The 26,674-nt window shown below is 61.5% G+C and carries 14 protein-coding genes; 4 read left to right on the top strand and 10 right to left on the bottom strand.

What is annotated here, in order from left to right; translation table 11 throughout:
- Nucleotides 1–267: 267 nt before the first annotated feature.
- The 3 genes from VNH11_03000 to VNH11_02990 all read left to right on the top strand — a co-directional run bounded on the left by VNH11_03000 (nucleotide 268) and on the right by VNH11_02990 (nucleotide 5,781).
- Nucleotides 268–1,629: an SWIM zinc finger family protein gene (locus tag VNH11_03000; protein HVA45331.1), complete on the top strand. Its 1,362-nt coding sequence runs from the start codon at nucleotides 268–270 to the stop codon at nucleotides 1,627–1,629.
- Nucleotides 1,616–4,606, top strand: a complete 2,991-nt coding sequence (locus VNH11_02995; protein HVA45330.1) for a DUF6493 family protein — start codon at nucleotides 1,616–1,618, stop codon at nucleotides 4,604–4,606. The genes VNH11_03000 and VNH11_02995 overlap by 14 nt, the downstream gene beginning before the upstream one ends.
- A gap of 161 nt (nucleotides 4,607–4,767) precedes the next feature.
- The gene (locus VNH11_02990) at nucleotides 4,768–5,781 is read left to right on the top strand and encodes an alpha/beta hydrolase (GenBank protein ID HVA45329.1); all 1,014 of its coding nucleotides are present in this window, start codon (nucleotides 4,768–4,770) and stop codon (nucleotides 5,779–5,781) included.
- Between the two features lie 30 nt (nucleotides 5,782–5,811).
- Here VNH11_02990 and VNH11_02985 read toward each other — a convergent pair whose 3' ends face one another.
- From VNH11_02985 to VNH11_02940, 10 genes are all read right to left on the bottom strand, one after another.
- Nucleotides 5,812–6,195 (bottom strand): exo-alpha-sialidase, encoded by a 384-nt coding sequence (locus tag VNH11_02985; GenBank protein ID HVA45328.1) that lies wholly within the window; start codon nucleotides 6,193–6,195, stop codon nucleotides 5,812–5,814.
- Between the two features lie 887 nt (nucleotides 6,196–7,082).
- Nucleotides 7,083–9,854 (bottom strand): SNF2-related protein, encoded by a 2,772-nt coding sequence (locus VNH11_02980; GenBank protein ID HVA45327.1) that lies wholly within the window; start codon nucleotides 9,852–9,854, stop codon nucleotides 7,083–7,085.
- Nucleotides 9,855–9,944: 90 nt separating this feature from the next.
- Nucleotides 9,945–10,457: a hypothetical protein gene (locus VNH11_02975; protein HVA45326.1), complete on the bottom strand. Its 513-nt coding sequence runs from the start codon at nucleotides 10,455–10,457 to the stop codon at nucleotides 9,945–9,947.
- 180 nt (nucleotides 10,458–10,637) lie between these two features.
- Nucleotides 10,638–12,215, bottom strand: a complete 1,578-nt coding sequence (locus tag VNH11_02970) for an ImmA/IrrE family metallo-endopeptidase (GenBank protein HVA45325.1) — start codon at nucleotides 12,213–12,215, stop codon at nucleotides 10,638–10,640.
- 361 nt (nucleotides 12,216–12,576) lie between these two features.
- A complete protein-coding gene (locus VNH11_02965; GenBank protein ID HVA45324.1) occupies nucleotides 12,577–16,356 on the bottom strand; it encodes a hypothetical protein in 3,780 nt (1,259 codons plus the stop codon).
- 20 nt (nucleotides 16,357–16,376) lie between these two features.
- Nucleotides 16,377–18,737 (bottom strand): S8 family serine peptidase, encoded by a 2,361-nt coding sequence (locus tag VNH11_02960; protein ID HVA45323.1) that lies wholly within the window; start codon nucleotides 18,735–18,737, stop codon nucleotides 16,377–16,379.
- 8 nt (nucleotides 18,738–18,745) lie between these two features.
- A complete protein-coding gene (locus VNH11_02955; protein HVA45322.1) occupies nucleotides 18,746–19,666 on the bottom strand; it encodes an ATP-binding protein in 921 nt (306 codons plus the stop codon).
- 139 nt (nucleotides 19,667–19,805) lie between these two features.
- On the bottom strand, nucleotides 19,806–20,840 hold the full coding sequence (locus VNH11_02950; protein ID HVA45321.1) for a hypothetical protein: 1,035 nt from the start codon (nucleotides 20,838–20,840) through the stop codon (nucleotides 19,806–19,808).
- Nucleotides 20,837–23,671 carry a hypothetical protein gene (locus tag VNH11_02945; GenBank protein ID HVA45320.1) on the bottom strand — a complete coding sequence of 945 codons (2,835 nt, stop codon included), beginning with the start codon at nucleotides 23,669–23,671 and terminating at the stop codon, nucleotides 20,837–20,839. The genes VNH11_02950 and VNH11_02945 overlap by 4 nt, the downstream gene beginning before the upstream one ends.
- Before the next feature lie 152 nt (nucleotides 23,672–23,823).
- Nucleotides 23,824–24,171, bottom strand: coding sequence for a hypothetical protein (locus VNH11_02940; protein HVA45319.1), 348 nt, complete (start codon nucleotides 24,169–24,171; stop codon nucleotides 23,824–23,826).
- Between the two features lie 319 nt (nucleotides 24,172–24,490).
- Between VNH11_02940 and VNH11_02935 the strand changes: the two genes are divergently transcribed.
- Nucleotides 24,491–26,278, top strand: a complete 1,788-nt coding sequence (locus tag VNH11_02935) for a glycoside hydrolase family 15 protein (GenBank protein ID HVA45318.1) — start codon at nucleotides 24,491–24,493, stop codon at nucleotides 26,276–26,278.
- The last annotated feature ends 396 nt before the right edge of the window (nucleotides 26,279–26,674 follow it).

The raw sequence follows: 26,674 nt of genomic DNA, 5'->3' as shown, positions 1-26,674 counted from the left end.
CCGCGTGGGCGGAATGTCGAAGCCAGCACGCGGCCGCTTGATTCCCGCATCGCCGAGGTCCAAAATAGGCTGGTTCAGGGCAACGCAACATGGCTCGATACGCACGTCGTCACCAGAGCGGCATCATGATTTCAGCGCACAGTTCCTGCGATTCTACGGGAAGCGGGCGAGACCGCTGGGCTACGAACGGTGGACTTGGCGAGCTAGCTCGCGCGGGTCGAGCTCGCTTGAAGCAACTTGACTAGCACCGTTACGGGAGACCTCTCCATGTCCGCCGGTCTTGCGATTGACTTCCGCTATCTGTATCGCGGCGGCAGTTGTGCGGAGCAGCAAGCCCAGTCGCTCGGGTTGCGTCTTGCGACGTTTGGCGGCCCGGAAAAGCACCCTTGCTTTTTCGACGCCAAGATCGCGCAACCGCGAGTCGTCTCGGCCGCCTTGTTGACGGTTGCAGAGGTGGTTCGCACGCACTTTTTCTTGCCGCGCCCCGGACTCCTGGATCCCGTAGTGACCTGCAACGACCACGTCTTGCGATTCGAGGGCTTTAGCGCTTGCTGTGGGGCGTACGTGCGGGCCGACTTTGCCGATGAGAGTTTCGATCGCCCGATTGCTGGACGCGGGACGACCAACGTAGATTTCAACAACGAGATGCGCCGCGGCCTGACGCGGCTCCGGTCGTCGCGCGATGCCAGAATCAGCGTCGGAGCCGAAGAGCTGTCGCTGCACGTCGACGAGTCGCGCGTCGTTGAGAAGAAGGTCAAGCTGCCGTTGCGATGGATCAAGTCCTTTTGCGAAACCACGGCCTACCTACCACGGATGCAGCCGAAGTTTACGGTCAGCGGTAGCGACCTGTTGCGATTCTTGCGCTCGCTCGCTCGCGATGCAGCCAAGAGCGCGCCCGCCTGGGTCGTCAAGTCGGGCAGCGGCTTGAGACTCAGTTTGCGAGAGGCCAAGGACGGCGTGCGAGTCATGGCGGCGGCGCGACTGCGCGTCCTTGAAAGCGTCGCTCAACTGGCTGACTCGGCGGAGATTTACGCCAGCGACGAAACAGGAGTAAGTGCTTGGGATCTGCGATTTCCGACGGGCCGCCTGACGCTGTTATTGAGCCCCGAGTTATACCGAGGGTTTTCCGGCGAGGGACAGGCATTGGAATCCTTGGCCGCAACAGAGTGGAAGAACTCGATCGACCAGGTGAGAGCCGCGTTGACTTGGAACCGTGACGTCGACTCCAATCTGCTCGCCGCAAAGCTGAAACTGCCGGCCGCCGAGGTCGATGGGGCGCTGGTCGTACTTGGAACGCGCGGTCTTGTGGGCTACGATCTTGCCGCTCAAAAATACTTCCATCGCGAGTTGCCGTTCGATTTATCGAAGATCGAGGAGTTGCAGCCCCGGCTGACGAATGCAAGGAAACTGCTGGCGGCGGGACGGGTGAGTCTGCATTGCCGGGAAAGCGACGATCGCAGCGAGGTGCTCGTATCCGGAAGCGACGTGGAATACCTGGTGCGATTGGCACCGGACAAGGACCGATGCACGTGCCCCTGGTACGCGAAACACCAGGGCGCGCGAGGACCGTGCAAGCACGTTTTAGCCGCGAGATTGTTCCTGGATGGCGAATCCGATGAAAGCTGCTGAGTTGTATGACCTGGTCGTTGCCGCAGACCGCGAGAAGTTGTGCCAAGTGTTGGCACCGCTCGACGACGCCCAACGCGAAGAACTGAACGACTTCGCCTGGCGGCTATACAACCAGATTTCTGGCGCGTGGTCCGCAAGCGTTTTCAATAAGAGGAAGGATCTGGAGCGTTATGGCGACGACGTTCACGCCCTCATGGACGCGCTGCGCGGCCGGAAATACGAAGATTGGCGCGTGCCGAGGTGGGCTGCGGCACTGGCCGTGCTGGCGCTATGCGATCTCAGGCGCATCCGGAATCCCTGGAGCGACGACGGTGGCGGCTGGCTGCATAGCGATCTGCGCGACATGCCCCAGCGGGTGCTGCAGATTCTCGATGCGCGACGACCCGCATGGCTGGCTAAATGGATTGAAGCCGACGTTAAAAGGGAGCCTCGGGTGACGACCTGGTTCGTTGAGCGGAGCCTGATCCGGTCAGGCGCGCTGCCCGCCAACGAAACCGAGGGGTACGTCCAACGGATGGCCGAAGAAAACGCGATCTTTGACCGCGGCGATGAGTTCAAAACAGATAATTTGAAGCAGCAGTTCGATTCTTGGAAGGATGTTCTGTTGGCTGATCCCGATTTGCTCGAACACGACGTATGGCGACTGTTTGAGGTCGAAAACAATGCCTTCCGTTATCGATTCGATCCTTGGGCGAGCGCGCTGAAGGAGTTGAGCGACGAGGAACGATTGGATCGTGCGCGATTGCTCGAGGCGAGCATCCGTGCCGCATCGTTGCCGATGAAGGAGAGTGTGCTGTCCGCCTATGGCAAATTTCACGAGTACCTGGAACCGACGATCGACGAGCGCGAGAAACTGATCGACGAATACATGCTCTTGTTGGAGTCGCGCGTGCCGATCGTGGTCGGCTTCGCCCTCAAAGCCCTGGAGGTCGTCGCCAAAGCGAAACGCCTGCCAGCGGAGGCGTTCTTCGCGGCCTGCGAGCCGGTATTCCGCTTGGACAAGAAGACGCATCCGGCCAAAGCGATCGCGCTGACCAGGCTGCTCATCAAACAGGACGCCGGATGTAAGGCGGCCGCGGCGCTCGCGATGGCTCGCGCCCTGGCGAGCGACATTCCCGACGTCCAAGAGGCGGCGATGGATACGCTCGAATCGTTGAACGATCATCTCGGACGAGAAGCGGCCGACGCGATCAACGATGCAATCGAACGCGTGGCCGCAGCCCTCAAGCCTCGACTCCGGACGCTGCTGGACAGTACCGGCGAAGCCGGCCACGAAACCTCGCCGGCCGAGGTGAGCAAGAAAGCCGAGCAGGTTGGCGGACCAACGGGGTCTGAGTTGGACGCGCGAGTTTCTGCAATTCCCGCGGCGATTGGCCGGCAAACAGCGACCGAGCAGGCGGTGCGGTGGGTTCGCGACGGCAGCGAGCCGCAAGTCTTCCCCATCGATCCGCGGCATGTGCCCCGCCGCGTCCCGTCGATGCGGGTGGCGCCGCTCGACTCGATCGACGAGTTGATCGATTCGGTCGGGGCGCTATGTGAAGGCGTGGACGACGCGATGGAGATTGAGCGGATCCTCGATGGCATTGCGCGTTTCCATCATCAGCCGCCCAGCGATTTCGACAAGCGGGTGGACGCGCTGCGTAAGCGAGTGGGCAAGGAATCGAAACCGTGGGCGTTCACGTTTCTCGACCAGTTAACCAATGTCGGGCTGACGCAGGTAATTCGTCGCTGGCTCCGGATGCCGCCGGTCCTTCGGGAACTGTTTAAATGGCGAGAAGCGAACGAATCGCTGTATCGGGACCGACTGCGAGAGCTCTGCTGGTATTTGGATAAGGACGACGAAGGGCCGCGGGGGCTTCTGGCCATGCCGACGCACCGGGGGGGCTGGATCGATCCCGTCGTCCTGGCCGAGCGACTGCAGCGGGACTACGTTGAGCCGAAGGAGGTGCCGGACCAGTACGATCTCGCCCAAGCGATTTTGCGACTGACCATCGACGGTCGCGACGAGGCGATCAAGATGTTGGGAAAACCAGATCATTACAACGGCGATCGTCATCTGTTTTACGCGCTCGGCGCACCGATCGAGTTCGAATGGGGGGAGGGATTCGGCGAGGACGCGCTTCAGTCTGCTTCAGTTCGTGCGCGTGCACAGCTCGAAGATCCGGCCGCCTTCCATCCGCCGCGAGCCTTGGCCGCCGCGTGTTTCGACGCGCAAGGCCGCATCGCCTTAAACGGTCCGGTCGCCAGTGATCCCGCCCTCCCGCCTCAATTGCTGGAAGTCATCTATGGATTGGAAGTCGCCAACGGCAGCGAGCAGATAGGCGGACCGCGAGCTTGGCAGGTCGAGTGGGAGAATCTCTGTTATCCGTTCGACCATCGAGCGTCGTTGTTGATGGCCGCCACTTGTCTCAGCAGCTCGCGCTCGCGGCTTACTCCGCTTTTCGATCGGGACACCGTATGGCAGGCGGAAGCCGCTCGCGCTGCGATCGTTGCAGCGTCGGCTGACTCGGCCGACGCCCGCAGTCTTGCCACCGATGCCCTGGTTGAAGCGATCGGCGCGATGCTCGTCGAGCCGGCGACGTTGGGAAGGCAACTGGCGGCGGTTGGCTCGCTCATCAAGCTGAACCGCGTCGCCGCGGTGCTGAAGGCGACGGCGGCGACATCGCGCTTGCACCATTGGGCCGTGTTCGGCGCCATCGACGCATTCCTCGCTGCCTGTAAGCTAATTCCCACAGACTTGCATCATCTTCTGTCAGTGATGCTCGAGAGCGGCGCCGTCCTCGGAAAGTCGACCAGCGAAGAAGCTGCCGCGACACTGAAATCAATCAACGTGGCGGGCAAAACCGCCAAGTTGGCCAAGCAGTTGATCCAACTGAGCGGCGACCGAGCGGGCATGGCCGAGGTAAGAGACCAGGCGTGCCAGGCCGTTCTCGCGCGGGCCGAGCGATGGCGGAACTTGATAGCAGACGTGGCATGAACAGCGCGTCTATTACAAGACCACCGAGGACTTCGATGCGGTAATTCGTGTGAGCCCTAATTGTGCTGTCGCATCGCACAACCGCGACTATTTGGCTTGTTGAAATCGGTCGGTTAGAATCGGAGCCAGACTTTCGATACCTGCTTCTACCAGGAGAACCCATGCGGACGTTCGGTCTTATTCCAATCGTTTTTACGCTTCTCGCCTCCTCGCGCACGATCGTCGCCGCCGAGGCACCGGTGCCGAACTCCGCGCCGCGGCGGCCGGCCCTGCCGGCGGGCTTTGTCGCCGAATACGATGTGCGGTACGTGCCCGATGGTGACGCGGCACAATCGCTCGATATCTATTTTCCCCAGAGCCGGAGTGACAAACCGCTGCCCTTGTTGATCTGGATTCATGGCGGTGGCTGGAGCGGCGGCAGCAAGACGGAAATGCCCTTTAGGAATCAATTGCCGCGTGGGTATGTCGCCGCCAGCATTGAGTATCGTTTCAGCCAAAAGGCGAAGTTTCCCGCCCAGATTCAGGATTGTCAGGCCGCCCTCCGATGGCTGCGGGCAAACGCCGAGAAGTACAGCATCGATCCCGACCGGATCGGCGTCGGCGGGGCTTCGGCCGGCGGTCACCTCGCGGCACTCGTCGGCACCAGCGGCGGCAAAAAGGCGTTTCCGACGGTCGGCGGCAATTTGGACCAGTCGGACCGCGTCCAGGCCGTTTGCGACATCTTTGGCCCCACGGACTTTTGGACGGTCATTGCCCAGGCCAACGAAGAGAAGAACGTCAAAAACATCTTCGAATGGAACAACGGCGACCCTTATTCCAACCTGATCGGCGGCAAGCTCGGCGAAGACAAAGAAAAGTGCGACGCCGTCAGCCCGGTGCGTTACGTCAGCAAAGACAACCCGCCGTTCCTCATCCTGCACGGCGACCACGACGCGCTGGTTCCCTACGCTCAAAGCGTGGAGCTAAGCGACCTGTTGGCCAAGGCGGGCGTCGAAGTCACGCTTCAACGGCTGCCCGGTGCCAACCACGGCGGCCCGGCCTTCGGGCTGCCGGCCGTCGTCCAACTGACCGCCTCCTTCTTCGACAAACACCTCAAGGGCGTCGACACGAAGATTGAACCGCTGCCCGAAAGCGAGGTCACGATCAAGCCTTCGGAAACCCCAGCGGCGAAATGACCCCGCCGGCCGGCTTGGCGGATATTGTCGCTACTCGATGACGTGGGGGCTATCAACGGCCAGCTTCACCGGGTCGATAACGACATGTCGAATACGCTTGCGCTGCCAGGTGTAGGTCACGTGGACGAGGCCGTCGGCCGCCTGAATCACGGCCGGACAACTGTATTCGCCCGGTTGGTTCTCGAGCACGAGCACCGGCTTCCAGTCGCTCCCATCCCTTGACACCGCCACGTTAAGCGGAGAGCGGCCGCGTTGGGTGTGGTTGTAGACGATCAAGTGCCCTCCATCGCGAAGCGTGATCGCGTCGATGCCCGAATTCGGATTGCGGTCACCACCCGTGTCGCATCGGCACGCGCTGCCGCAGACTAACGAACCGCCGTCACTTCGGCCGCGCGCGGCGCGAGTGAGCAGCATGACCGACGACACCCATCCAACGGCAAAGTCGCAAACCCCTTATGCCTGGTGGGGAATATCGGTGTCGGGCGAAGCGTCCGCCCGTTGCTTAACAAAAGCGACACGCGCGTGTCGCTTTTGTTTAGCCGCCGTCGCGGATGCGGATGCGGCTTCGCCCAACATGCTGTAAAGCTTCGCCGAACCCGTTCCCATTTTCACACTAACCCGAAGCGCGAGCGAGGTTTTGCCGCCTTTTCACGTTCCTCGCTGGCGCTTCGGGTTGGTGTACGGGCCCGCGTACCGGGTTCGGCGAAGCTTTACAACATGCTCGGCGTAAATGCTTTCGCAGCCTCGGCTTGCGACGTTGGTGCGCCGGGTGCTGCGGCACCGTCTCAAACGCCCATTTTCTGACCCGCACTGCTGGTCGAGAACGCGGAGGGAACCCCCCACCATTGGCCAACTGTCGGATTCCGACAGTTGAGCAGGCGTTCCCCGTCCCTCCGGCGAGCCAAGCGAGGGTCGTCGCGATCTAAACACTTGTGAGAAATAAAAGGATTCAGCGTCATGGCCTAGCGGCAATACCGTCGGGTTATTGATAGGCAAAAACCTCGTGTTTCATCGGTGTGGGCAAATTTGCCCACACCGTGCGCGGGGGTGCGGTCGACCAACAGCCGGCGTCACTGCTCAATGTTTCAGCACGCACGGCGGACCATCGGCCCGCTGTTTTTTCCCGTCTGCCAGCAATACGCTTGGCGACAGCCAAAAAATCCACCTCTGCGGAAAAATTCCGGTAGGGTCGCCTGCCACCAGCCGCGAACAATTAGACGCCGCCAGCCGCCAGAAAGTTTCGGGACGATTCCCTTGACATGCTCACGGAGCGGCCTCGACGGCGAGGGCTTCTTCCACGCCTAGCAAAGTTCCACCCAGCCCAGCAGCCGAGCGCTAACTGAACTCTCAGCGCTGAGCATACCGGCATGAGAGAGATCGCGACGGATCATCTCCGGGATGGTCAAACGGACCACTTTGGTTCGATGTCCGGCGTCGAAGACTGCCGCGTTGACCGGCTCAAGCTCGAGTATTTCGTCGGCGTGCCGTTCGACAATCGGGGACCGTTCACCGTTCGCACCCAATCCCACAGTCACAATTCGCTGATAAAACTGGCCCTTGCCGGCCTGCGCCTGGACGTGCCAGGTGCTGATCGCTCCGCGCGAATCACCGTTGCGAGGTAAGCGGCCGACCAGCGCACGGGCCGTCGAAGGCAACTGCTGGTGATGGTCGATCAGACGTCTCACGAAAGGATGCTCGAGCCCAAGAAGCGTCAGCTTCTCGTCACGCTTGGCCGCATCGCGGTCGGTGGTCAGCAATAATGCGCCATCGCCATTGACCGATACCTTGAACGTCGTTGCATTCTCCGCCTGAAAAACTCCGCCATCATGCCGCACGGCTTCACGCACGAAAGCCAGCAACCGGCGCAGCGCCTGCCCGCCGTCGTCGAATTGCTTGTAGTCGTCGAGGCGAAAGCCTTCCAGGTCCTGGAACAACTCAAAGACGACCTGCCGCGCCATCCGCGCGTTCTCCAATGCGACTTCCAGCTCTTGCCGCGTGCGCCGGAGCGTCGGATCCTTGACGGCGTCTTGATAAAGCCTGTCGTACGACACACGCTCCGAGAGCTGACCAAGAATCTGGCCGCGCAAATCCTCAGTCACCTGCCCCAGTTCGTCAACTTTGCCCAAAGCTTTCGCAATTTCGAGCAACTTCTCTTCCAAGAGCAGGAAAATCTCGCCTTCGATCGTGTCGGCCGACACCAGGTTGTAAACCTGCGCCGTGTGGGCCTGGCCGTAGCGATGGATTCGGCCAATCCGCTGCTCCAGGTCCATCGGGTTCCAGGGGAGGTCATGGTTGAACAAGACGCGCGCGAATTGCAGGTTGATGCCCTCGCGCCCGGCCGCGGTGCAAATCAGCACCCGCGGTCCGTCGGGCTTTCTGAAACGCCGTTCGGCCGCGACCTTCGCGCCGTGGTCGCCGCCCTTGAGCACATCGACGCCATAACCGGGAAATTGCCTTTCAATGGCGGCCCGCAATGCATCGACACTTCCTAAATACGTCGTGAAGACGACGATCTTTTCCCGCGGGTGCATCGCCCACAAATCGGCCAGTGCCCGCAATAGCTCCAGCGTTTTGCTTTCGTCGCCGTGCGGCATCATGGCCAGCAATTCGGAAATTCGCTTTCGTTCGGCCGGCAGCGCCACGGCGACCAGGCTCGCCGCCGCCTCTTCGTCGCCGGCTGCTTTGGTTTCACTGGCGTCGGTGTCGACGTCGACCTTTTCGCCAAGTTTTCTCAGCAGCCGCAGCTTGGCGTCGGCGAGAATCCGATCGGCCTCGGCACGGCCCAGGCCGTCGTTGGCCAGGCCGAACATCGAGCGAATCTGCTGCCGGGCCGCTTCCAAGGCCCGGTCGCGGCCGTCGGCATCCAGGTTCTCGTCGCAAACGATCGCCTCGTGCAGCGTCAGGCCCAGCAGCCGGCGCCGCAGGGTGGTGCCGACCGCGGCAAAGCTGCTGGCCGCGATCTTCTGAAAGATCGTCATCACGAATCCCAGCGCGCGGCCCTGGCTGCCGGCTGCTTCGGCCAGATTGTAACCGTCGCGCAGGTAGTCCATCAGGGCGTCATAGAACGCTTTTTCCGGCGGTGAAAGAGGAAAGCTCTGCGTGTGGACCTGCCGTCGCGAGAACAGCGGCTCGCCGTGGGCGTCGCACGCGTCGGCCTGAGTGCGGCGAAAGACAACCGCGTTCAGCCGATGCCGGTTGTTGATCATATCGTCGGTGCCGGTGAACAGCGTCGGGTTCAACAGCCGCACCAGCATCCAAAAGCGGAAGTGATCGCCCTGGTGCGGCGTGGCGGAGAGCAACAGCAAGTCGCGGCTGTGATCGCGCAGCGCCTCGGCGAGTTTGAAATTCTGCGTCTTCGTGGTTTTGGTGCCCGACTGATAGGCGGTTAGATGGTGCGCTTCGTCGAACACGATCAGGTCCCACGGAGGCGCCTGCAGAATTCGCTTGACGCGCTGCGGGCGCTTGAGCGTATCGATACTGGCGATCAGCCGGTTGTGCTTGGCAAAGGCGTTGGTCTTGCGGTCGGTCACGTCGCCTTCGCTGCCGAACACCTCGAAATCGAGGTGGAAGGTGTCGTTCAGCTCGCGTCGCCAGTTTTCGACCAGGCCGGCGGGCACGACCATCAGCGCTCGGGACAGCTCACCGCGCGAAGCCAGCTCGCGCAGAATCAGCGCCGTCTCAATCGTCTTGCCCAAGCCGACGCTGTCGGCGATCAGAAACCGCCGCGGCGAGGCGTTCGCGATGCGATACGTGAGCACGATCTGGTGCGGCAGCAGGTCGACCTTGGCGGATGTGAGCGTGGCCGCGTTCTCCAGCAGGGGAATCTGTTCGGCCTCCAAGGCCAGCCACAACCGTTCGACTGCTTCGCGCGTGGCGGGCCGGACATTCGAGACCACCTCTTCTTCCCACGACAACGCGGGCACGAGCGAGGTGATGGCCACCTGACGCTCGCCAAGCTGTTGAAAGAAGACCCGCGCATAGCCGCCGGCCACGGCCGAGAGGAATACGCCGTTTCCCATTTCCGAGTGCGAGACGGTTTGCCCCGCACTCAGCTCATCTAATACGCTGGACATGGTCTTGTTCCCTCTCCCTCCAGGAGAAGGCCGGGGTGGTATCTGTCTCCCTCTCCCTCCGGGAGAGGGCTGGGGTGAGGCCGGCTGAAGTCAACTAACTCGCTGGACATGATAACCGCCCGTCTCCTTTTTGTCGGGCACAATCAACTCATAGGCACCGTCGCCCGTCAGAGCGCCGTTCCAGATTCCCAGCGACAGTTTAATCTTTTTTGCGCGGTCTTGCCCGGCACTGCCGAAATAGATCACGTCGTCGGCCATGTTGTAATCGAACAGTTGCCGCGGGCCGTCCATGACGAACACCAAGCCGACGCGGTCCCAGCGGCTCTGAAACGCCCGCACCAGCGGCAGCATATTTTGCCGCAGCCAGTCGTAAACGGCATCGGCTGACGAGGAGCTCGCGGTCGACAGAACCGTTTGCAGTCCGCCCACCAGCACGGTCGGCCGGTCGCCAGGCGGTGAATCGGGAAAGCCACTGGCCATCCAGGTGAGCACCGTACGCAACGGCACGGCGTCTTGCTCGACAATAAGATCGCTCAGCAGCTCCGGCGACCAGACGATGCTGCAGCCTCTGCGACGCCAACTGCTGGAGGTCAGTTCTTGCATGGCATTAATCTGGTTATGGCGCGAACCTTCGTCTTGGAATCAACTCCATTACATTACAGCGCATAGGTGCGCCAAGGAACATCGGGGAGGAGAACGGTCTCCTTTAAGGGTTTCGATCCGGGCGGCCCGCACTCCTCCCTCTTTTACGCCCAACGGGTCCGGCACCGGCCGGACCCCTTTTCATTGTGGTGCGTTAGGCCATGCTCGTGACACCACTTCACCGCGAATGGCGTCGCGTGTCACTTCGCTGATGAACCTGAGATTCGTCAAGTGTTCAAGAGTTGCGCTGAAACTCGTTGCCAACCGGTTCGCCACCTCCCAGACACCATCTGACGTGGATATGGGAACGGTCAGAGCTCTAAGGGCCTTGTCAAGCAGCGGCTTCGGCATTAAGAGCATGGCGGCAAAGGCATTTGCTCGGGGTTCGACGTCCGACGGCGCCCAGGGACCGCTCATAATCGCCAAGCGATCACCATAACTTCGATCATGGAGAATATGGCAAAGCTCATGCGCGAGCGTAAACCGACGGGGTTCGACCGCCGTCGCTTCGTAGTTTTCGTTGATGAGGACGGCGGGCTTATGCTTCGGACCCGCGATTGCAACCGCTCGGACCGCGCGATCCTGGAGGCCGATCTCCTCAATGCCAATGCCGAACTCGTCGTAGATCTTTTCGACATCAACCGCGTTGCCTTCCAACGGCCATCCCAATTCATCGAGAAGTTCCTCCGCGAGGGAATATCCTTGCCTCCAAGCCAACTGGTCACTGCGTTCGATAGGCTCGTTGCGATGAAATTGACGCAATCGCGGCGATTCGCCGTCCGGTGAGTAGAAGGCGACCAGCTTACCTGCGAGTAGCGTCGCATCATCCTTGGTGATTGTTGGCGCCGCGCTGCCGAACATCAATGCTGCATGGCACGAGCCGCGGACGACAAGCTTTTCGTCCTCGGTGCCAAACACCGCGCTGCGTATCTCACCAGGCAATTCGGCCGGAAAGTATCCCTCGACATCTTGCCAGCGCAAAGCGGCATCGTCCTCCGAACCGGGGTCAATTCCAGCCAAGAGACCCAGCCTTCTACGATGATCCGAAGTTCGCAGTCGCTGCACATCCTTAACGAGCTGTGAAAAACGTTCCGACTCCGGCGCGCATTCCGCGAGGTGCTGCGCAGATCGCTCAAGGACGTCGTAAAGCGTCGAAGCAACATCCGATGGGTCGAGTCGCACGTATCCGGGGGTTGCTTCGAACGAAAAATGCTCAGGGCGCCCGGCGAGCGCTGCGTCGCCCCACGAAATCTCGATCAGATCTTGCCAACGCCGGAAAAATATCTCCGGCAGAATGCCCCCGTCCCGCGCGCTCAGCAGGCAATGACGCGACCACCAGTTATAGCGTTTGATCTCCCACTCTTCCTCGTCGACGTTTGCGGGTGGCAATTCGCGATTGGCGAACCCCAACCAGGCGTCGCGCGTAGTGGTGCCGCCCGGCATTTTCTCCTCATGGAACAGAAAATCCCAATTGGATGTAAACCATTCGAGCACGGAGACCATGTACCAATGCACCGAGTCGAGGGGCTCATTGAGCTCGATGTGGCTACAGAGATTATGGCCACCGGCCCACAATTGAAATGCAGCCCACGACAGACTTTCTTCGCGCGTGGCGGCGGCCCCGGCATCTGGGTCGGGCAAGAATGCGATCTTGACGGCAAATCGCGTTCGATCTCCGGTCGCGATTTCGCGGCGGGGTGGCTTCAATGCGATCTCCAAAAACGGTCCAATTGTCGCTTGCTAACGAGGCCTTCGCGCCTCAACCGTAGTGCTAGTTTTTGCGGAACTTCTCTCCAGCCGACGGGATAACCATGCCATTTGCCGCCGCTCTCTTGCGCACAATACGCCATTCCCTCATAGACGGCGTACCGTCGACCGTCCTCCCATAGGATACTTGTTTCCAGCAGGTCTTGCGCCTGCGGACGCACCTCCGCTTCGCAAAGCGATCCCCTACGGCCCGGTTGCCACGGATCTTTGTGCTTGGGATTCGGTTCGTACACCAATGCAATCTCTCGGCCAGATTCTTCAGCCGGTTCCCGGCTCTCATCGTCCGCTTTCGCCGTCATAGTTCGCCCTATCTTCAGTCTAGGTCGGCCTCGTCGAATAGCACGCCCTGCTCGTCGCGAAGCTGCGTGCGGCGCTCTTCGATGCTGCGGCGCAGCAGCGTGGCGGCCAACGTGGCGGCCTCCCGAATTTCCGGCTCGACGGCGGTCTGGCTGTACCAGACGAGCACCGCTTCCACCGTGCGGCGAACGATCCAGGTGTTTTTGGCAAACTCGTTTTCCAGGTTCATGCCGCTGCCGGCCAGCGCCGCGCCGATCAAGAAGTGCGCCTGGTCGATTTCGGTTTTCATCTCCTTCCGCGGCCGCTGCCGGAGTTTTTCGAACCGTTCGGCGATCGGCACGCGGTAGACCGTTTTCGCCTCCTCTTGGATCCAGCCGAGGTCCTCGAACTCGCGTTGCACGATGCCGGTGCCGCGCAAATTCTTGCCCAGCTCGTCGCGCGGCAATGCCGCTCGGCTGCCGAACAATCTCAAGAACTGGTAGGCGAGCGGGCTAACGATGCTCGGTGGCCGCTCGCCGGGCCCACCCGTGTCTTCATCGAGCAACTGATTGATGCCCAACAGCGCGCGCTCGATCGACATGGCCTCGTCCTCGGCGGTATAGACCTGCCCGTAGTGCCGGCTGTAGAACTCCAATGCCTTGCCGCGGAGAATGACGCGGATGTCGGCCTCCGACAGTTCGCTCGCTTTGTAGGCTTCGAGCAGCCGGCGCAGACGCTTCAGTTCCGCTTTGACCCATTGCCGCATCTTGGCCCAACTCACTTTCGTCGGTTCGGCCAGCCGCTTGCGGCAGACGTGGATGATGTCGTATTCGATCTTTTTCGATCCAAAGGCCGCGCCTTCACCTTTCGATTCATCGCTGGCAATGGGAATGGTGGCCTCCAGGATCAGCCCGGCGTCGAACAGGCTCTCCAACACGATCACCCATTGGCTGTCCTCGCTGTGGTGGAACGTGAAGGCGAGCAAGCCCGCGTCTTTCAGCACGCGCACGCACTCCGCCCAGCACGCCGTCATCATCGTCTTATAGAACTGATCGGCGTCGGCGTGGTGATGGGCCACGTTCTTCACGGCTTCCTGGGCGAACGGCGAAGCGGCCGGCGCAAACACGTCCGGACGTCGTTCCTTCAAGCCCAGCCGCAGCCAGGCATAGAAGAAGTTGGCCATCTCCGAATAGATGAAGTTGTCGCCGAACGGCGGGTCGGTGATCACGAGGTCCACGGACCGACCGGCGATCGCCGGCATGTCGCTCGACGATCCGCAGGTGATGGTGGCGCCGCCAGGCCGCACGGCGTCCCCCGGCTCGACCTTGCCGCTCACCGAAGAACCGTCGCTCGTGGCGAGATACGGTTCCCACGGTTGGTTGGCCCACGCCAGACCTTCGATGACCTTTTCGGTGCATGATTGCCAGTTGCCGCGTCCCAGCATTGGAAAGACGCTATTCTCGACAACGAGATGCTTGGGCACGAAGTGATTGTTGGAGTAAAACGGCGCCATGCAGTCGCGAGAGACGTCCCAGATGCAGTACATGTTCTGATTTCGCAGATACTGTTCCAGCGCTCCAAGAGCCTGGTCGCGCACCGCGCTTGGCGCATTTGGATTTCGTGCGATCGACCGCAACAGGCTCGCGTGGGTTAGAAGCTGACGCGGGTTGAAAAAGCGATACCAGTGCGTATAACCGTGATCCCCGATGCTCCAGTAATGGGTTTGCCAGCCATACGGGATCTCATCCGTCGGCCAATACGGCGCGAGCACGCCATTTTTCTCGCCGTCCCATTCATTCATGGCGGCGGTCAGCCGATGAGTGTCATCTTTCGTCGGGGCAGTGAAGTAACGCCCATCGTAGACGTGCCCCTCGGCTTTGCACTGCGGGCAAAAGCACTGCAATGCGTAGGGCGCCAGCGGCGCGCTGTGCTTGGCGCGCCGCAGCGCCTCGATGATGCCGTCGGGCTGCCCGCATGACTGACAGGCGATCGTGGCCTTGCGGATGAACGTCGTCTTGCGGGTATCGATCTTCCGGCCGTCGGCCAGCGTGATAAACCGCGGCAGGCCGTAGGTCTTGCGGTCTTCGGCTTCGGGCTCCACGTCACTCTCTGCTGTTTCGTCCGCTTCGGCCGCCTCCACAGCGTCGGTCGCGTCGCGCAGAGAACTGTCGTCGGCCAGCCGAATGCGGCCGCGGACCTCGATCAGCGAGAGATTCTTCAAGCGCTCACGATACCAGCGGGCCGTGGCCTCGACCGGCGCGTCGGCGTAGCCGCCCACCTCTTCGCCGTCGAGCGTGCCGGGCGAGCCTTGCAGCCAGTCGGGGTGAATCAGCAGGTAGCAATAAACCGGCTTCGTGCTGTTGCGGGCAGGCTCGATCTTGAGATCCTTTTTGTCGATCGCCTTGGCAGTCTGGGCCTGGCGATGGTTGTTCAACACGTCGCGCAGATATTGCCCGGCAAACGCGCCGCACTTGGGGCAGCGCAGCCCCGGCTCGCTTTCGACCATGCCGAACAGTTCCGCCGCGCGGGCCCGCTTGTCGTCTTTGTTCCCCTGTCCGTATTCCGCCAGCAACCGGGCAAAGGGCTGCGAAAGCTCCGTGAACGGCTCTTCGCTGTCGAGCACCACGCGCTCGGCCGCCGGCGCCATGCGGGCACTTCCCAGTTCGGCGTGGAACCGCGTCTTGCACGACTTGCACGTGAGCGGAATGTATTTCACGCCCAGCTTTTTCTCGGCGATCACCGGCGAGCGAAATACGGGCGTGCGGTGGCCGCAGCCCGGCTTGGTGCAAGGCCCGTGCTTGGCCCAGAAGGTATAGATGATTTCGGGGCCTTCGTAGCGGTATCGCTTGCGCTCTTCCGGCGGCAGCGTGGCGGGATCGAAGCGTTGGGAGGATGGCCTTCCCAGTGCCTCTTCGGTTTCTCTGTAGGGAACGCCCTCCGTGGCGTTCCGCGGCGTGGCGTTTCGCGGCGTGGGGCTCGACGCCGCCGCGGGGCTCGCGGAACGCCACGGAGGGCGTTCCCTACAGAGCAGAGATTCGCCGAGTCCATCCTCCTCGACCGGCTTGCCGGTCGCCACGTCGAACCACGTCCCCTTATGTCCCCGCGGGCAATCGGTCACATAAAACGGCTGAATGAGCGGCTTGACTTCGGCCTCGATCGAAGCGAAAAAGGCTTTGACTTCGGCCGGATCGGTGCAGGCCAGCTCGTTCTTGACGACAAACCAGGCGACCGGATTGAGATCGACGCCGGTCACCTGGAAGCCCAGCCGCGAGCCTTCGACGAGCGTGGTGCCACCACCCATGAAGCAGTCGAGCACTTTGAGGTGCTTGAAGTTGCCGCCGGCCTGATGGTTGGCATAATAAACGTCCCAGACGGCCTTGGCCGCCTCGGTATCGTCGGGCAGCGGCCGGCCATTTTCGTCGAGCACCGGCGAACCATCGGGATGTTTGCGAAACGGCGCTTGCGTAGCCGCGGCGATGAGCATTGCCCTGAAGACACAGCTCCGCCTGCGCGCCCACCACTTGCTCATCTGGTAGATCGGCTTGCCCGCGTTCCCTTCCAGGATCGACAGCGCGTTGATCGGCACGATCGGGAAATCGACCTCCAAGCACGTCTTCGGCCGATTCGGATCCGAGAAGTCCGGCACCAGCAGCTTGACCGGCTGCCCCAGATTCGGCGGCAGATGGCTTTCGTCGTCTTCGTCAGCTCGCCGCGCAGCGCGCCGTCCGCCGGGCAGTGCGAAATCGAACTTGTCTTGCGAGTCGAGTTCGACGCCCGGAAAGGTGAGCTGGTCAGGAGCGGCTTTGGGTTTGGCCATCTGTGCCGTATACTAATCTGCTAAAAGCGCGATTTAAGGACTATCGGAGCGCGAACCGCCGCCGGTGGCACGCTGAGTCGTTGCATTGTTGCAGCTATTGGCAGCGCTTGCATGGCTGCCTGCGGACTGGTTGGATTCTCCCCCAGGTCACACAATTCAGCCGCGAATGCCACGCGCTGTTGGGGCGTGAAATCTGTTCCGGCGCGGTAATCGGCAATCTCATCGTATGCCAGTTCCACAAGCCAAATGTCGCCATCGATGGAGGTCAGGCCGACAGCTTTCTGTAGGTCATAACTGCGTTCAAGCAGGGGATAGCTCACATGATTACCTCTGCCGCCGCGCTCAGCTTTCTCGTCCGGCCCTCGTCGCAATTTTGTTGAAACCCGCCGAGACGCCCAAATTCCGCGTGCGGCTTCATTGACGGGCGGGTCCCAACAGGCAATGAGCCGCAGCACAGGCTTTTGCGCGTCGTTCAACCAGTCGCTCGGAATCGGCAACTGAACGCTTACCTCATCGCTTGGACCATCGATGGTGCCTTGCCAAAGCATTACCGCACGATTGGGATCTGGTGTTCGCAATCGTGCGGCGCTCGTCGCTCCTCGCCCAAGCGTGCGTTGGGTGAGCGGCTGAACATGCGCCGGTACCTGCGGGCTTATTGCCGCAAGAGCGAGAAAAGCCTTGAGCGTAACACCGAACGGTCTCGCTCCTTGCTGGCAGTAATGCTGTAGCAGGTCGAAGCCGAACGCAGCCTCACGCGCCAGCAAGGGGGCGGCGAAGGAAGTACCCGAGTGGTCTTCCCAACGCCCAACGTCGGTGCATACCCATTCACCGAGCCCTGGCACAAACCGATGGGCTGCGTTGGAATTGCCGCCAGCAGCCGAATATCCCGGAACTGGCGCGCCAGCGATCCCTGGACCTATGCGGGTGAACGGGCTCGGCCAACCGAGTTGTGCCAGACCGCCGATGCCAAGGCGACCGACATATGAACCACAAACAAGAGTATTAAAGCCAGATGCCCACACGCCAAGGCGCCAGTCCTGGACCTCAACATGGTCCGGGTAGGCGGGAGTCGGCACCACGCCGGCCAGCGTGTTTCCCGCAGCGACCACGACCACCACATCGGTTTCAAAAACCAGGCAGTCAAGGTCTTGCAGCGAGCGCAAGCGCTCGCGTCTTTCGACTGGGGTATAGCTGTCGACAGGTTGCTGGTCCGCCAGGCTCAAATTGAAGACGCGAACATCGGGATGGGCGCGAATCGCCGTCACGAGCGCATCGAGTATCCCCTTGTCATCATATTGCCCATGTCCCATTGAAACCTGGACGTCAAGAAATCTGCAACTTCCGGCCACCGCGTTTACGCCGCCTGAAAAATCCTGCTCGCCGAAGACGATACGCGATGCAACTTTCGAACCGTGGTCGCCAACCGCTCGCCCAATTGACGTTGGCCCAACAACGGTTCCGCGGCGATACGGCGCGAGCAGCACATGGCCATCTGGGACGCCTGAATCGAGCACGCCAATGGATGGAAGCGTCGACACATCGATCGCCGTCGGCGGCGCCAGCGCGGCGCTGGCCGCCGATCGCGAGCGGCTTATCGCGGCAGCCATCGAATAGAGGGGCGGATGGAGCGATTGAACTGAGAAGAATTCGTTTGCAATTTCGCGTAGGGATTCCGGACTGATTGAACCTCGCAACCAAAACCGCCCCGATAAATCGCTACCCGTTGCAGTAAGTTTCTCCTGCTGCTTATCGAGCAATAGATCAGCGATCGAGCGCATGACGCGTTCAACCTCGGACCGGGTCAACAGAGGTTGAAGTTCAACGAGCGCGTCGACGGGCAACTTTTTCTTCAGCGACTGCCACCATTGCGAGTCGATCCGCAAGTCGGGCGGAATCGTGTCAAATGAATCGAGCGTCGCCCAGCGCGCTTGTTCCCTGGCGCCAAGTTGATCCAAAGAGCCCGACCAGAGCTTCAACTGTTCCAAGCGTTCGGCCTTCGCATGAACCACCGCTCGACCGTCGTCGGTCACCTCAATGAGGTCTAACCCAAGCCTTCCGAAGACCCGTGATTGTGTCCTGGAAAAATCGGTTGGTTCGACGAATGTTCCATCCGGCGCTTTCTTCTTATCGGTTGACGTCTTTTCCACCGGTGCTGGTGCCGCCAAAAGAAAATACCGCTCTCTACGCAACGGGTCTTTAGATCCATCGAGTCTCTGGACAGCGGCGTTGAGCGTTTGGTTGAGAGTCTCGCCCTTAGCGGCCCAGTCGATGTTGGCGAACTTGGGTAGTTGTCCGCCGCCTCTCTTCTCATCGTGAGGAAGCTCATGCTGCTCATTGAGGAAGTAGGTCTTTGGCGTGACCTGATCATGGCTTTTTGGCATGGCTACCGTTATCCCTCGCTCAGCGCCATTCGCCGCGCTTCGGCCTCGACTAGCTTCTCCGCTTCGGCAAAACTCTTGGCAGTGGCGATGCGTCGTTTGATTCTAGGCCCAAAGCTTATCTGATGGGTCGTCGCGATGCTTTTGCCGAATGCCTGTAGCTCGGCCTTGGTCGGGGAAGGGAACTGGACCGCCAGGTCAAACCGACGCCAAAGTGCGTCGTCAACGTGGCGCGGCAAATTTGAAGTGGCGATGATCGCACCGCTTGGCGATGTGTGCTCCAACTCTTGCATTAAGGCGATAACAATTCGGTCCAACTCGCCTACGTCCAGAGGATTGCCTCGTTTTTTACCCAAGGCGTCTAACTCATCGAACAACAAGATGCACGGAACCGATTCCGCAAAATGGAACAATTGACGTAGGTGAATGGCGGTTTGACCCAAATACGCACCAATCACCCCGTCGAAGCGAACAACGTAGATTGGCAACCCGAGTTCCTTGGCCAACGCACGCGCGGTTAAGCTCTTGCCACAACCCGGTGGACCATAAAAGAAGAGCTTCGTCCTTCTCCGAATTCCGCGTTGTTGCAACACCGACCGTTGCCGCCACTCGCGGACAAATCCGTCGAGTTCGTCACGCCACCGCTTTTTCAGCACAACGTCAGCGAGGCCGATCGTATGGGATAGCGCAGTCAGCGCGGCGTTTGGCAAGAGAGGCTGCAATGACGCTTCCGACGGCGCGTCTAACGGTTGGCTGAATCGCACGACTCCGTTGCCGTTTTTCCTTAATGCGCCGCGAAGCAGACGCGCCGCGGAGCGGTGCCCTCGTTGCTCCTCGTCCGCGCATATGTCGGCAGCGACCTGTTCGGCCCGCGCATTATCGCCGTGCGCCAACGCGTGAAACAGCTTTGCTAGTCGGTCGACTTTGGCCATATTGGCGCCCCTGTGAAACCCTTAATGACGTCGTTCTAACGCGGTTGCTGCGGATAATAAAGAAACGGCTCTCCGACGACAATTGAAGGTGATGACTGAGCCGATTCGCCACCACGGACCGTGTGAATTCATTATCGTACTACAACGGCGGCAATTCCACCCAAGGCACCGCCGCTTCAAGCAACGACAGCCCGCGGTGGCAGAGGTTAGGGAACCCGCCTGGCGAGGCCCATTTGCGCTGGCCCATGACAACCAGCCAGTCGCCGTACTGACATACCAACGGCGGCAAGTGGCAACGGGGCCAGGGACGGTCAGGGCGTACCTTGGCACAACGCTTCGCGCCGAAGGTTTCACGCAGCAGCTTGACGATTTCCTTGTCGGTCACTTCGCTGGAAAAAAGTTTGCTTACCGCGTAGCCGTGGTCGGAGGTGATTGCCAGTCGCCGCCCTTGGCGGAGTCGATCGACGAACGACCAAAAGCCGTCGGAAGAAAGCTCCTTGCGCGTCGTGTCGGCGACAATGGCCGGCCCGTCCTGCTTATCCTCATGGAGATGAATCAGCGGCTCGTCGGGCCATTTGTGCCAAATAAACAGCCGCGGGCTGGCAGGAACCGAAGCCACGCAATCGGCAAACGGGCTGTCGAGGACGTCGGTGTACACGTCGGAACCGGCAAAAATGAATCCCGCCGGTGCCTTGTTGTTAAAGAGCTTCGACCGTCCCGCGATGCCTAGGGCTGAAGCGAATTGGTCCGTTTCTGTCGGCACCTCAGCAGCCCGCACTTCGACCCGCAACGGCGCGATGCCCCGGTCGGTCGCGGCGGCGACGATCAACGGAAGTTCGCGGAGCGAAAGTCCGTCGAGAATCAAGACCGCCGTGCCCGTGGCCGAGCCGGCCGCCCAGAATTGCTTAAGTTGGTCGATTGCCGATGGCGCGGCCGGGCGGAACTGCTCCCAAAGATCCCAAGCTGATTCGGCCAGCAGACAATCGGGCACGACCAATTCCCTGTGCAACGTCAGAGGGTCTGTCGTGGCCAGCGCAAGCTGCTTCAGCCGCGCGAAGATCGACCGCCATGTCGAACCGCCGTCGGCAACGTTGCCGGCCCGGCCCAGGATTAGTTCGCGCCAAGCATCGCCTTCCGGCAAACCGCCGCGCGTGGTCTCGCTCGATGTCGTCACGGCCCTGCATCCCCCTCAGGCGGCAGAGTTATCTGCAGTTCGGCGACGATCTTGGCAGGGATCCTGGAACAAAGTTCTCGCAACTCCTTGACGGTAGCGCCGCTGATCGTCAGCGATGCCTGTATCACGCGCTGGCCGTCGGGCAGCGCCCAGCGCTCGAGGTCGCCGAGGAGGTTGATGCCCGATTTGGCGCCTAACGAACGGTGAATGACCGGCGCGGCGACGACGACCGTCGTAGAGCCATTGCCATTTGGCAACACGCCAGCCGGTTGAACGCCGCCCGCTGGCAGCGCTGGAACGGTCAGAGGAGCGACGACGACTGCGGACGAACCAGCGCTCGGCCCGGTAACGGGGGATGGCTCCGTTGTCGTCCACAACGGTTGCTGGCCGGGCTGCAAGCCGGTTGGCTGTTCACCGACGACGACCACAACTCCGCCGCCGCTCTTCTGGCTGGGGTCGCCGAGCTGGACGCCGTACATTTCCGTGCCCGTGCGGAAGCCGCGTTGCTTAAGATGGCTGAACGCCTCGTCTTCGCTTTCGTTCCCGTTTCGGCTCAACCATTTTCCGCCGACATTGAGGATGATCTTGCCGCGGGCGGCGACGCGCAGCACTTGCTCGTAGACCGCCGCTTCGCCCAAATAGGGAATCGCCGTTTTGCCCGGCAACGGCTCGTTGCGCAACAAGGCCAATAACTGTCGCATCGTCTCGTTTCGTCCGGCGACGGCCAGGGCGAACGCTTCGAAGTCTTCGGGCGCGAAATAGTTGAGCCGCACGTGTTCTTCGACCGCCTTGGGAATCTTGCCGCCCGTCGCTCGGTGCTTCTCTTCGTGGAAGGTGCAGTTGGCCGGGTTCTGAAAATCCCAACGGTCAAGAAGGGCGTAGCGGTCGTAACGCTCGCCGAGCCCTTTCTTGAGTTCGGTCTCATAGCGGCGGTGCAACTCCGCGTAATGCGTGTCGCTCTCTTTCCATTCCTTGGCCAACAGCGCGCAGCGGGCCGTAATCAGCAGATCCTTGTCATCGTAAATGCTGGCAGCGCCCGCCTTGGGCAGCAGGAAGCGAACCATGTTGCGATTGACCGGGACGTTGGTCACCAACCAGGGGCCAAGCGTGGCCGAGAGTTCGGCCGGCGGCTCCGGCAAGGCGATCAGCACCGGGTTTCCATGCTCGTGCCATTTGGCCGGTTGTTCGTCTTGCTTCACGTTGGCCCACGGCGCGCGCTGCCAATTTGGGTCGAGCACAATCGGAACGTTCGGCTGTTCGTTGGCTCCATCGGGCGACTTGAGAACGTAGCTCAGCACCTGCCGCACAAATTCTTGATCGCGCCGCACCGGCAACAGGCCGGGCGCCGTGGCCGTGCCGGGATCGAACAGGCGGTCGTTTCGCGCCGAGGCCTTCAGCTTGGCGCCGGGGTTTTCCGGTAGTTTGAAGCAATAGCGTTTCTGTTGCGCCCCCACGGGGTGGATGTTGAAGCTATTGTCGACGATCGCTGCCAGTTCCGCGGTAAAGGCGTTGTCGTCGACCGGTGCCTCGCGCGTGATGTCGAGTTGGACTTCGTTGCGAGTTCCGCCTAGCTCTTGCGATTCACCCATGGAGCGCATCCACAGGCTGCTGATGACTTCGCGAGCGTGCGGAGCAACGACACCGGCGACGCGAATCGCTTCCAGGTTGCGCTGGGCTTTGACGCGCAACTGTTCCTGATCGGCGGTCGTCGCAAAAGAATCCAAAAGCGAAGTCACGCCGCAAGCATCGTCGTCAACATGGAAATCGGCGGCCGTGAGCAGGGGCATGCTGGCGCCGCGGGCACGGAACACCTCAGCCAGGATGCGGATCATGTCGCGTTTGTCCTGCGCGGCAGCCGCCATCAGAATGCGGTCTTCAAGCAGCGTGAGCAACTCCGGCACGAAGGGCCAGCAGTCCACGACCTCGCGCCGCAAGCGGGCGTGGTCCTGGCCATGATCGCCAAACAGCAGCCGACATCGTTCGCGGGCATACGTTTCCACGACCTGCTCGACCTCGGCATCAGAGAAGTTTGCACGGTTTTCGAACAAGCGGTGCAGGAGCAGCCGTTTGCGATCTTCGCGGGCCGTTTCGCCCTTGAAGTCGACCAGAATCGGGGCATCGCGATGGATTTGCCGGTAGGCCTCGGTCGTGTTGTCGCGTACCGAGACGACAAGACAAAGCAGATCGGGGCGCTCTTTCGCCAACTCCGACAGAATCTGGATGAAATTGAACGCCCAATGCCGCAGCTTGCGGCCCTCGTCGCCCGGCTCGTCGCGCAGTCCGTCGAACCAGGTCTGAAACTCGTCGAGCACCAGGGCGGTGTGTTGCTCTTTGAACAGATCTTGCAAGAGCGACTTGGCTGGCACCGGCGTGCCCGCTTGCTCGAACTTGCCACGATAGTATTGTCCCTTCGGGTGGCGCTCGAAAACGACGTCCCAGAGAAAGGCGTATTCCTGGTTCGAAAGGGTCTCGGATACTGCCACGAAGCCGCGCTGTAGTTTCAAGCCGGCGAGGCGAGGCGCGACAGTTCGCCCCGACCACCGGGCTGCCCAACCTTCGACCACGTCCGGCGACGTGAAGGCATAATGCAGCAGGGCCATGATGTGCGACTTGCCGCGTCCGCGGGGGCCGATGAAAACAACCGGCTTGCCGGCGCTGGTCGAGACGGCGTCGAGCGCACGTTGCACGTCGGACGTCGGATAGGTGATTTCCAGCAGTTCGCCGGGGTTGGCACGCTGCGCCCAGCCGGAGTTCTGCTTATTGCACAATTCGATCGCGGTCGTCCGCATGTGCTTCTCGAGAAACTCCGGCCGTAGCCTCAACGGCAGCATCGTGGCCTCCGGCCTACCTCGAAATGGAACCTTGCAACGCCCAGGGCTAACCTTACCAAGATCGCTTGCGAGGGGAAAGCACCGGTCGAAAACTCGGCGCCTTAGCCTGCCACCTCGACGACACCATCCTGGATAGACTCAACCGTGTGCTGTCAGTCGCGGCCTAGCGCGGGCCGCGCAGCCGGTCGGCGACTGAAATATACGCGATGGGCGATTGCTTTGGAACTGGCTCCTTCAGGCACGGCGCGAATCCTGGCGGCAAATCCGGACAGTTGAGCATTTGCCTTGTTCCAGGCAGGCCGAAAATCGCTGAGGAGGCGGATTTCGTCGAACGGCTCCGCGTCAACCAGCGCTTTGATGGGACCAATCTCGCGGGCGGTGGGTTGCGCGCCGCCGAGCTCGGCGAGAATCGCGGCGCCGGCCGAGTTCTTCCACGAGGCAGCCATGGCCTTGAGGTCGCTGTGCCCGATCCAGGCAACCAGCACCCGCCGCTTATTCATCTTGAACCCCGTTTCCACGCCCGCGTGTCGCTTCCCAACCTAGCGTTGGACCGCCAACTGTCAAGCGGCGGCTAGGAAACTCAGTGGCGCGACGCGGTAGCCCGGCTTGCCTCGCCTGAGCCCACAGCGTGGGCCTCTCAAGCTTGCGAGCGCCGGCCCACCATCGGCGCGACTCCCGTGCTGGGCCGGCGCTCGCAAGCTCGCTGGTCCCACCCTACGCTTTATCTGGACGGGAATTGAACCGTGAAAACATGCGTGTTTTTCTCGATCGGCTATGATGGGTTTATCGCCGTTACGCGACCCGGAGGACAAACCCGCTATGCCCTTACGCATCGAAGACTATGCTCTTATCGGCGACTTCCATACGGCCGCACTGGTGGGCCGCGACGGCTCGATCGATTGGCTTTGCCTGCCGCGCTTCGATTCGGGCGCGTGCTTCGCCGCGCTGTTGGGCACCAAGGAACATGGACGTTGGTTGTTGGCCCCGGCGGGCGAGGTACGCAAGGTCGAACGCCACTACCGTCAAGATACGCTGGTGCTGGAAACGACCTTCGAGACCGACGAGGGGGCCGTGACGCTCGTCGACTGCATGCCGCCGCGCCGCGACAATCCGGCTCTGGTGCGAATGGTCGTCGGTCGGCGCGGCCGTGTTGCCATGCGGATGCAGCTTATTCTGCGGTTCGACTACGGCTCGATCGTGCCCTGGGTGCGCCGCACCGAGACGGGCATCCAGGCCGTCGCCGGACCCGATACCGCGCAGGTTTGCACGTCCGCGAAGCTCCACGGCGAGCACTTGACCACCGTCGCCGAGTGTACGGTCAGCGACGGCGAGCGCATGCCGTTCGTGCTGCAATGGCATCCGTCGCAGGATCCCGTGCCGGCGGCCATCGATGCGGAGGACGCCATCCGCTCGACGGAGCGGTGGTGGCGGGAGTGGTCGGGTCGCTGCAAGTACGACGGCCGATGGCGCGACAGCGTCGTTCGTTCGCTGATCACCTTGAAAGCCTTGATCTACCAGCCGACCGGGGGAATGGTGGCCGCCGCCACCACGTCGCTGCCCGAAAAACTCGGCGGCCAGCGCAATTGGGACTACCGCTTTTGCTGGCTGCGCGACGCCACGTTCATGCTCTATGCGCTGCTCGACGCGGGCTACCTCGACGAAGCGCAATCATGGCGCGATTGGCTGCTGCGGGTGGTGGCCGGCAAGGCGTCGCAATTGAACCTGATGTATGGCGTGGCCGGCGAACGGCGGCTGACGGAGATCGAACTCGATTGGCTGCCGGGTTACGAGGGTTCTCGCCCGGTGCGCGTGGGCAACGCGGCCCACCGGCAGTTTCAGTTGGACGTGTTCGGCGAAGTGATGGACGTGGTTCACGTGGCGCGACGGCACGGCATCCACATCGAAAAGCACGCCTGGGACTTGCAGCGGCACCTGCTGGAACATGTCGAACAGGTGTGGCAGCACGCCGACGAGGGCATCTGGGAGGTGCGCGGCGGGCGGCGGCACTTCACGCACTCGCGCGTCATGGCCTGGGTGGCCGTCGACCGCATGATCCGCTCGGCCGAGCGATTTCAACTCGAAGGACGTCTCGATCACTGGCGCCGGCTGCGAAAAAAAATCCACGACGAAGTGTGCGAGCGGGGCTTCGACGCGCGGAAGAACGCCTTCGTCCAGTCGTACGGCACGCCGGATCTCGATGCCAGCCTATTGATGATTCCGATGGTCGGCTTCTTGCCCGCCGACGACCCGCGGGTGCAAGGCACCGTGGCGGCCATCGAGCGTGAACTGACGATCGACGGCCTCGTGCGCCGTTACCTGACCCACGGCGGCGTCGATGGGCTGCCGGTCGGAGAAGGCGTGTTCCTGCCCTGTTCGTTCTGGTTCGCCGACAACCTGCACTTGCAAGGCCGCGACGACGAGGCGAACGAACTCTTCGAGCGGCTGCTCGGTTTGTGCAACGACGTGGGTCTGATTTCAGAAGAGTACGACGTCGAGCACAAGCGGCTGATAGGCAACTTTCCCCAGGCCTTCACGCACGTCGGCATCATCAACACGGCCAAGAACCTCTCGACCCCGCACGGCCCGGCCAAGCACCGGCCGGGGTAGCTCATGCATGATCCACGCTTTAAGAAACTGCTGCGAGAATTCTTCGCGGAGTTCTTTTGGCTCTTTTTCCCGAATTGGGCCGCGCAATTCGACTTTGGCAGCGCCGAATGGCTGGACAAGGAGATCATGAGCGACTCGCTCGGAGGCGAGAGCCGCCATGTGGACGTGGTCGCAAAGTTGGCCATGTTCGAGCCGCTGCCGGGCCCAGATGGGCGGTCGCCGGACAGTTGGCTCGCCCTCGTTCACGTCGAGATCGAAGCCGCCGACACGGTGGCGCCATTGCGACAGCGGATGTTTCACTACTACGAGCCGCTGCGCCGGCGCCACGGCTTGCCGGTGCTTCCGATCGGGTTGTATTTGCGAGTCGGCTTGGAGGGAATCGGCTGGGACGTCTAC

It is taken from the genome of Pirellulales bacterium (genome assembly GCA_035533075.1).
GTDB lineage: Bacteria > Planctomycetota > Planctomycetia > Pirellulales > JAICIG01 > DASSFG01.
Note: the sequence above shows the minus strand (reverse complement) of the source record. Positions and strands in the feature narration are given on the sequence as shown.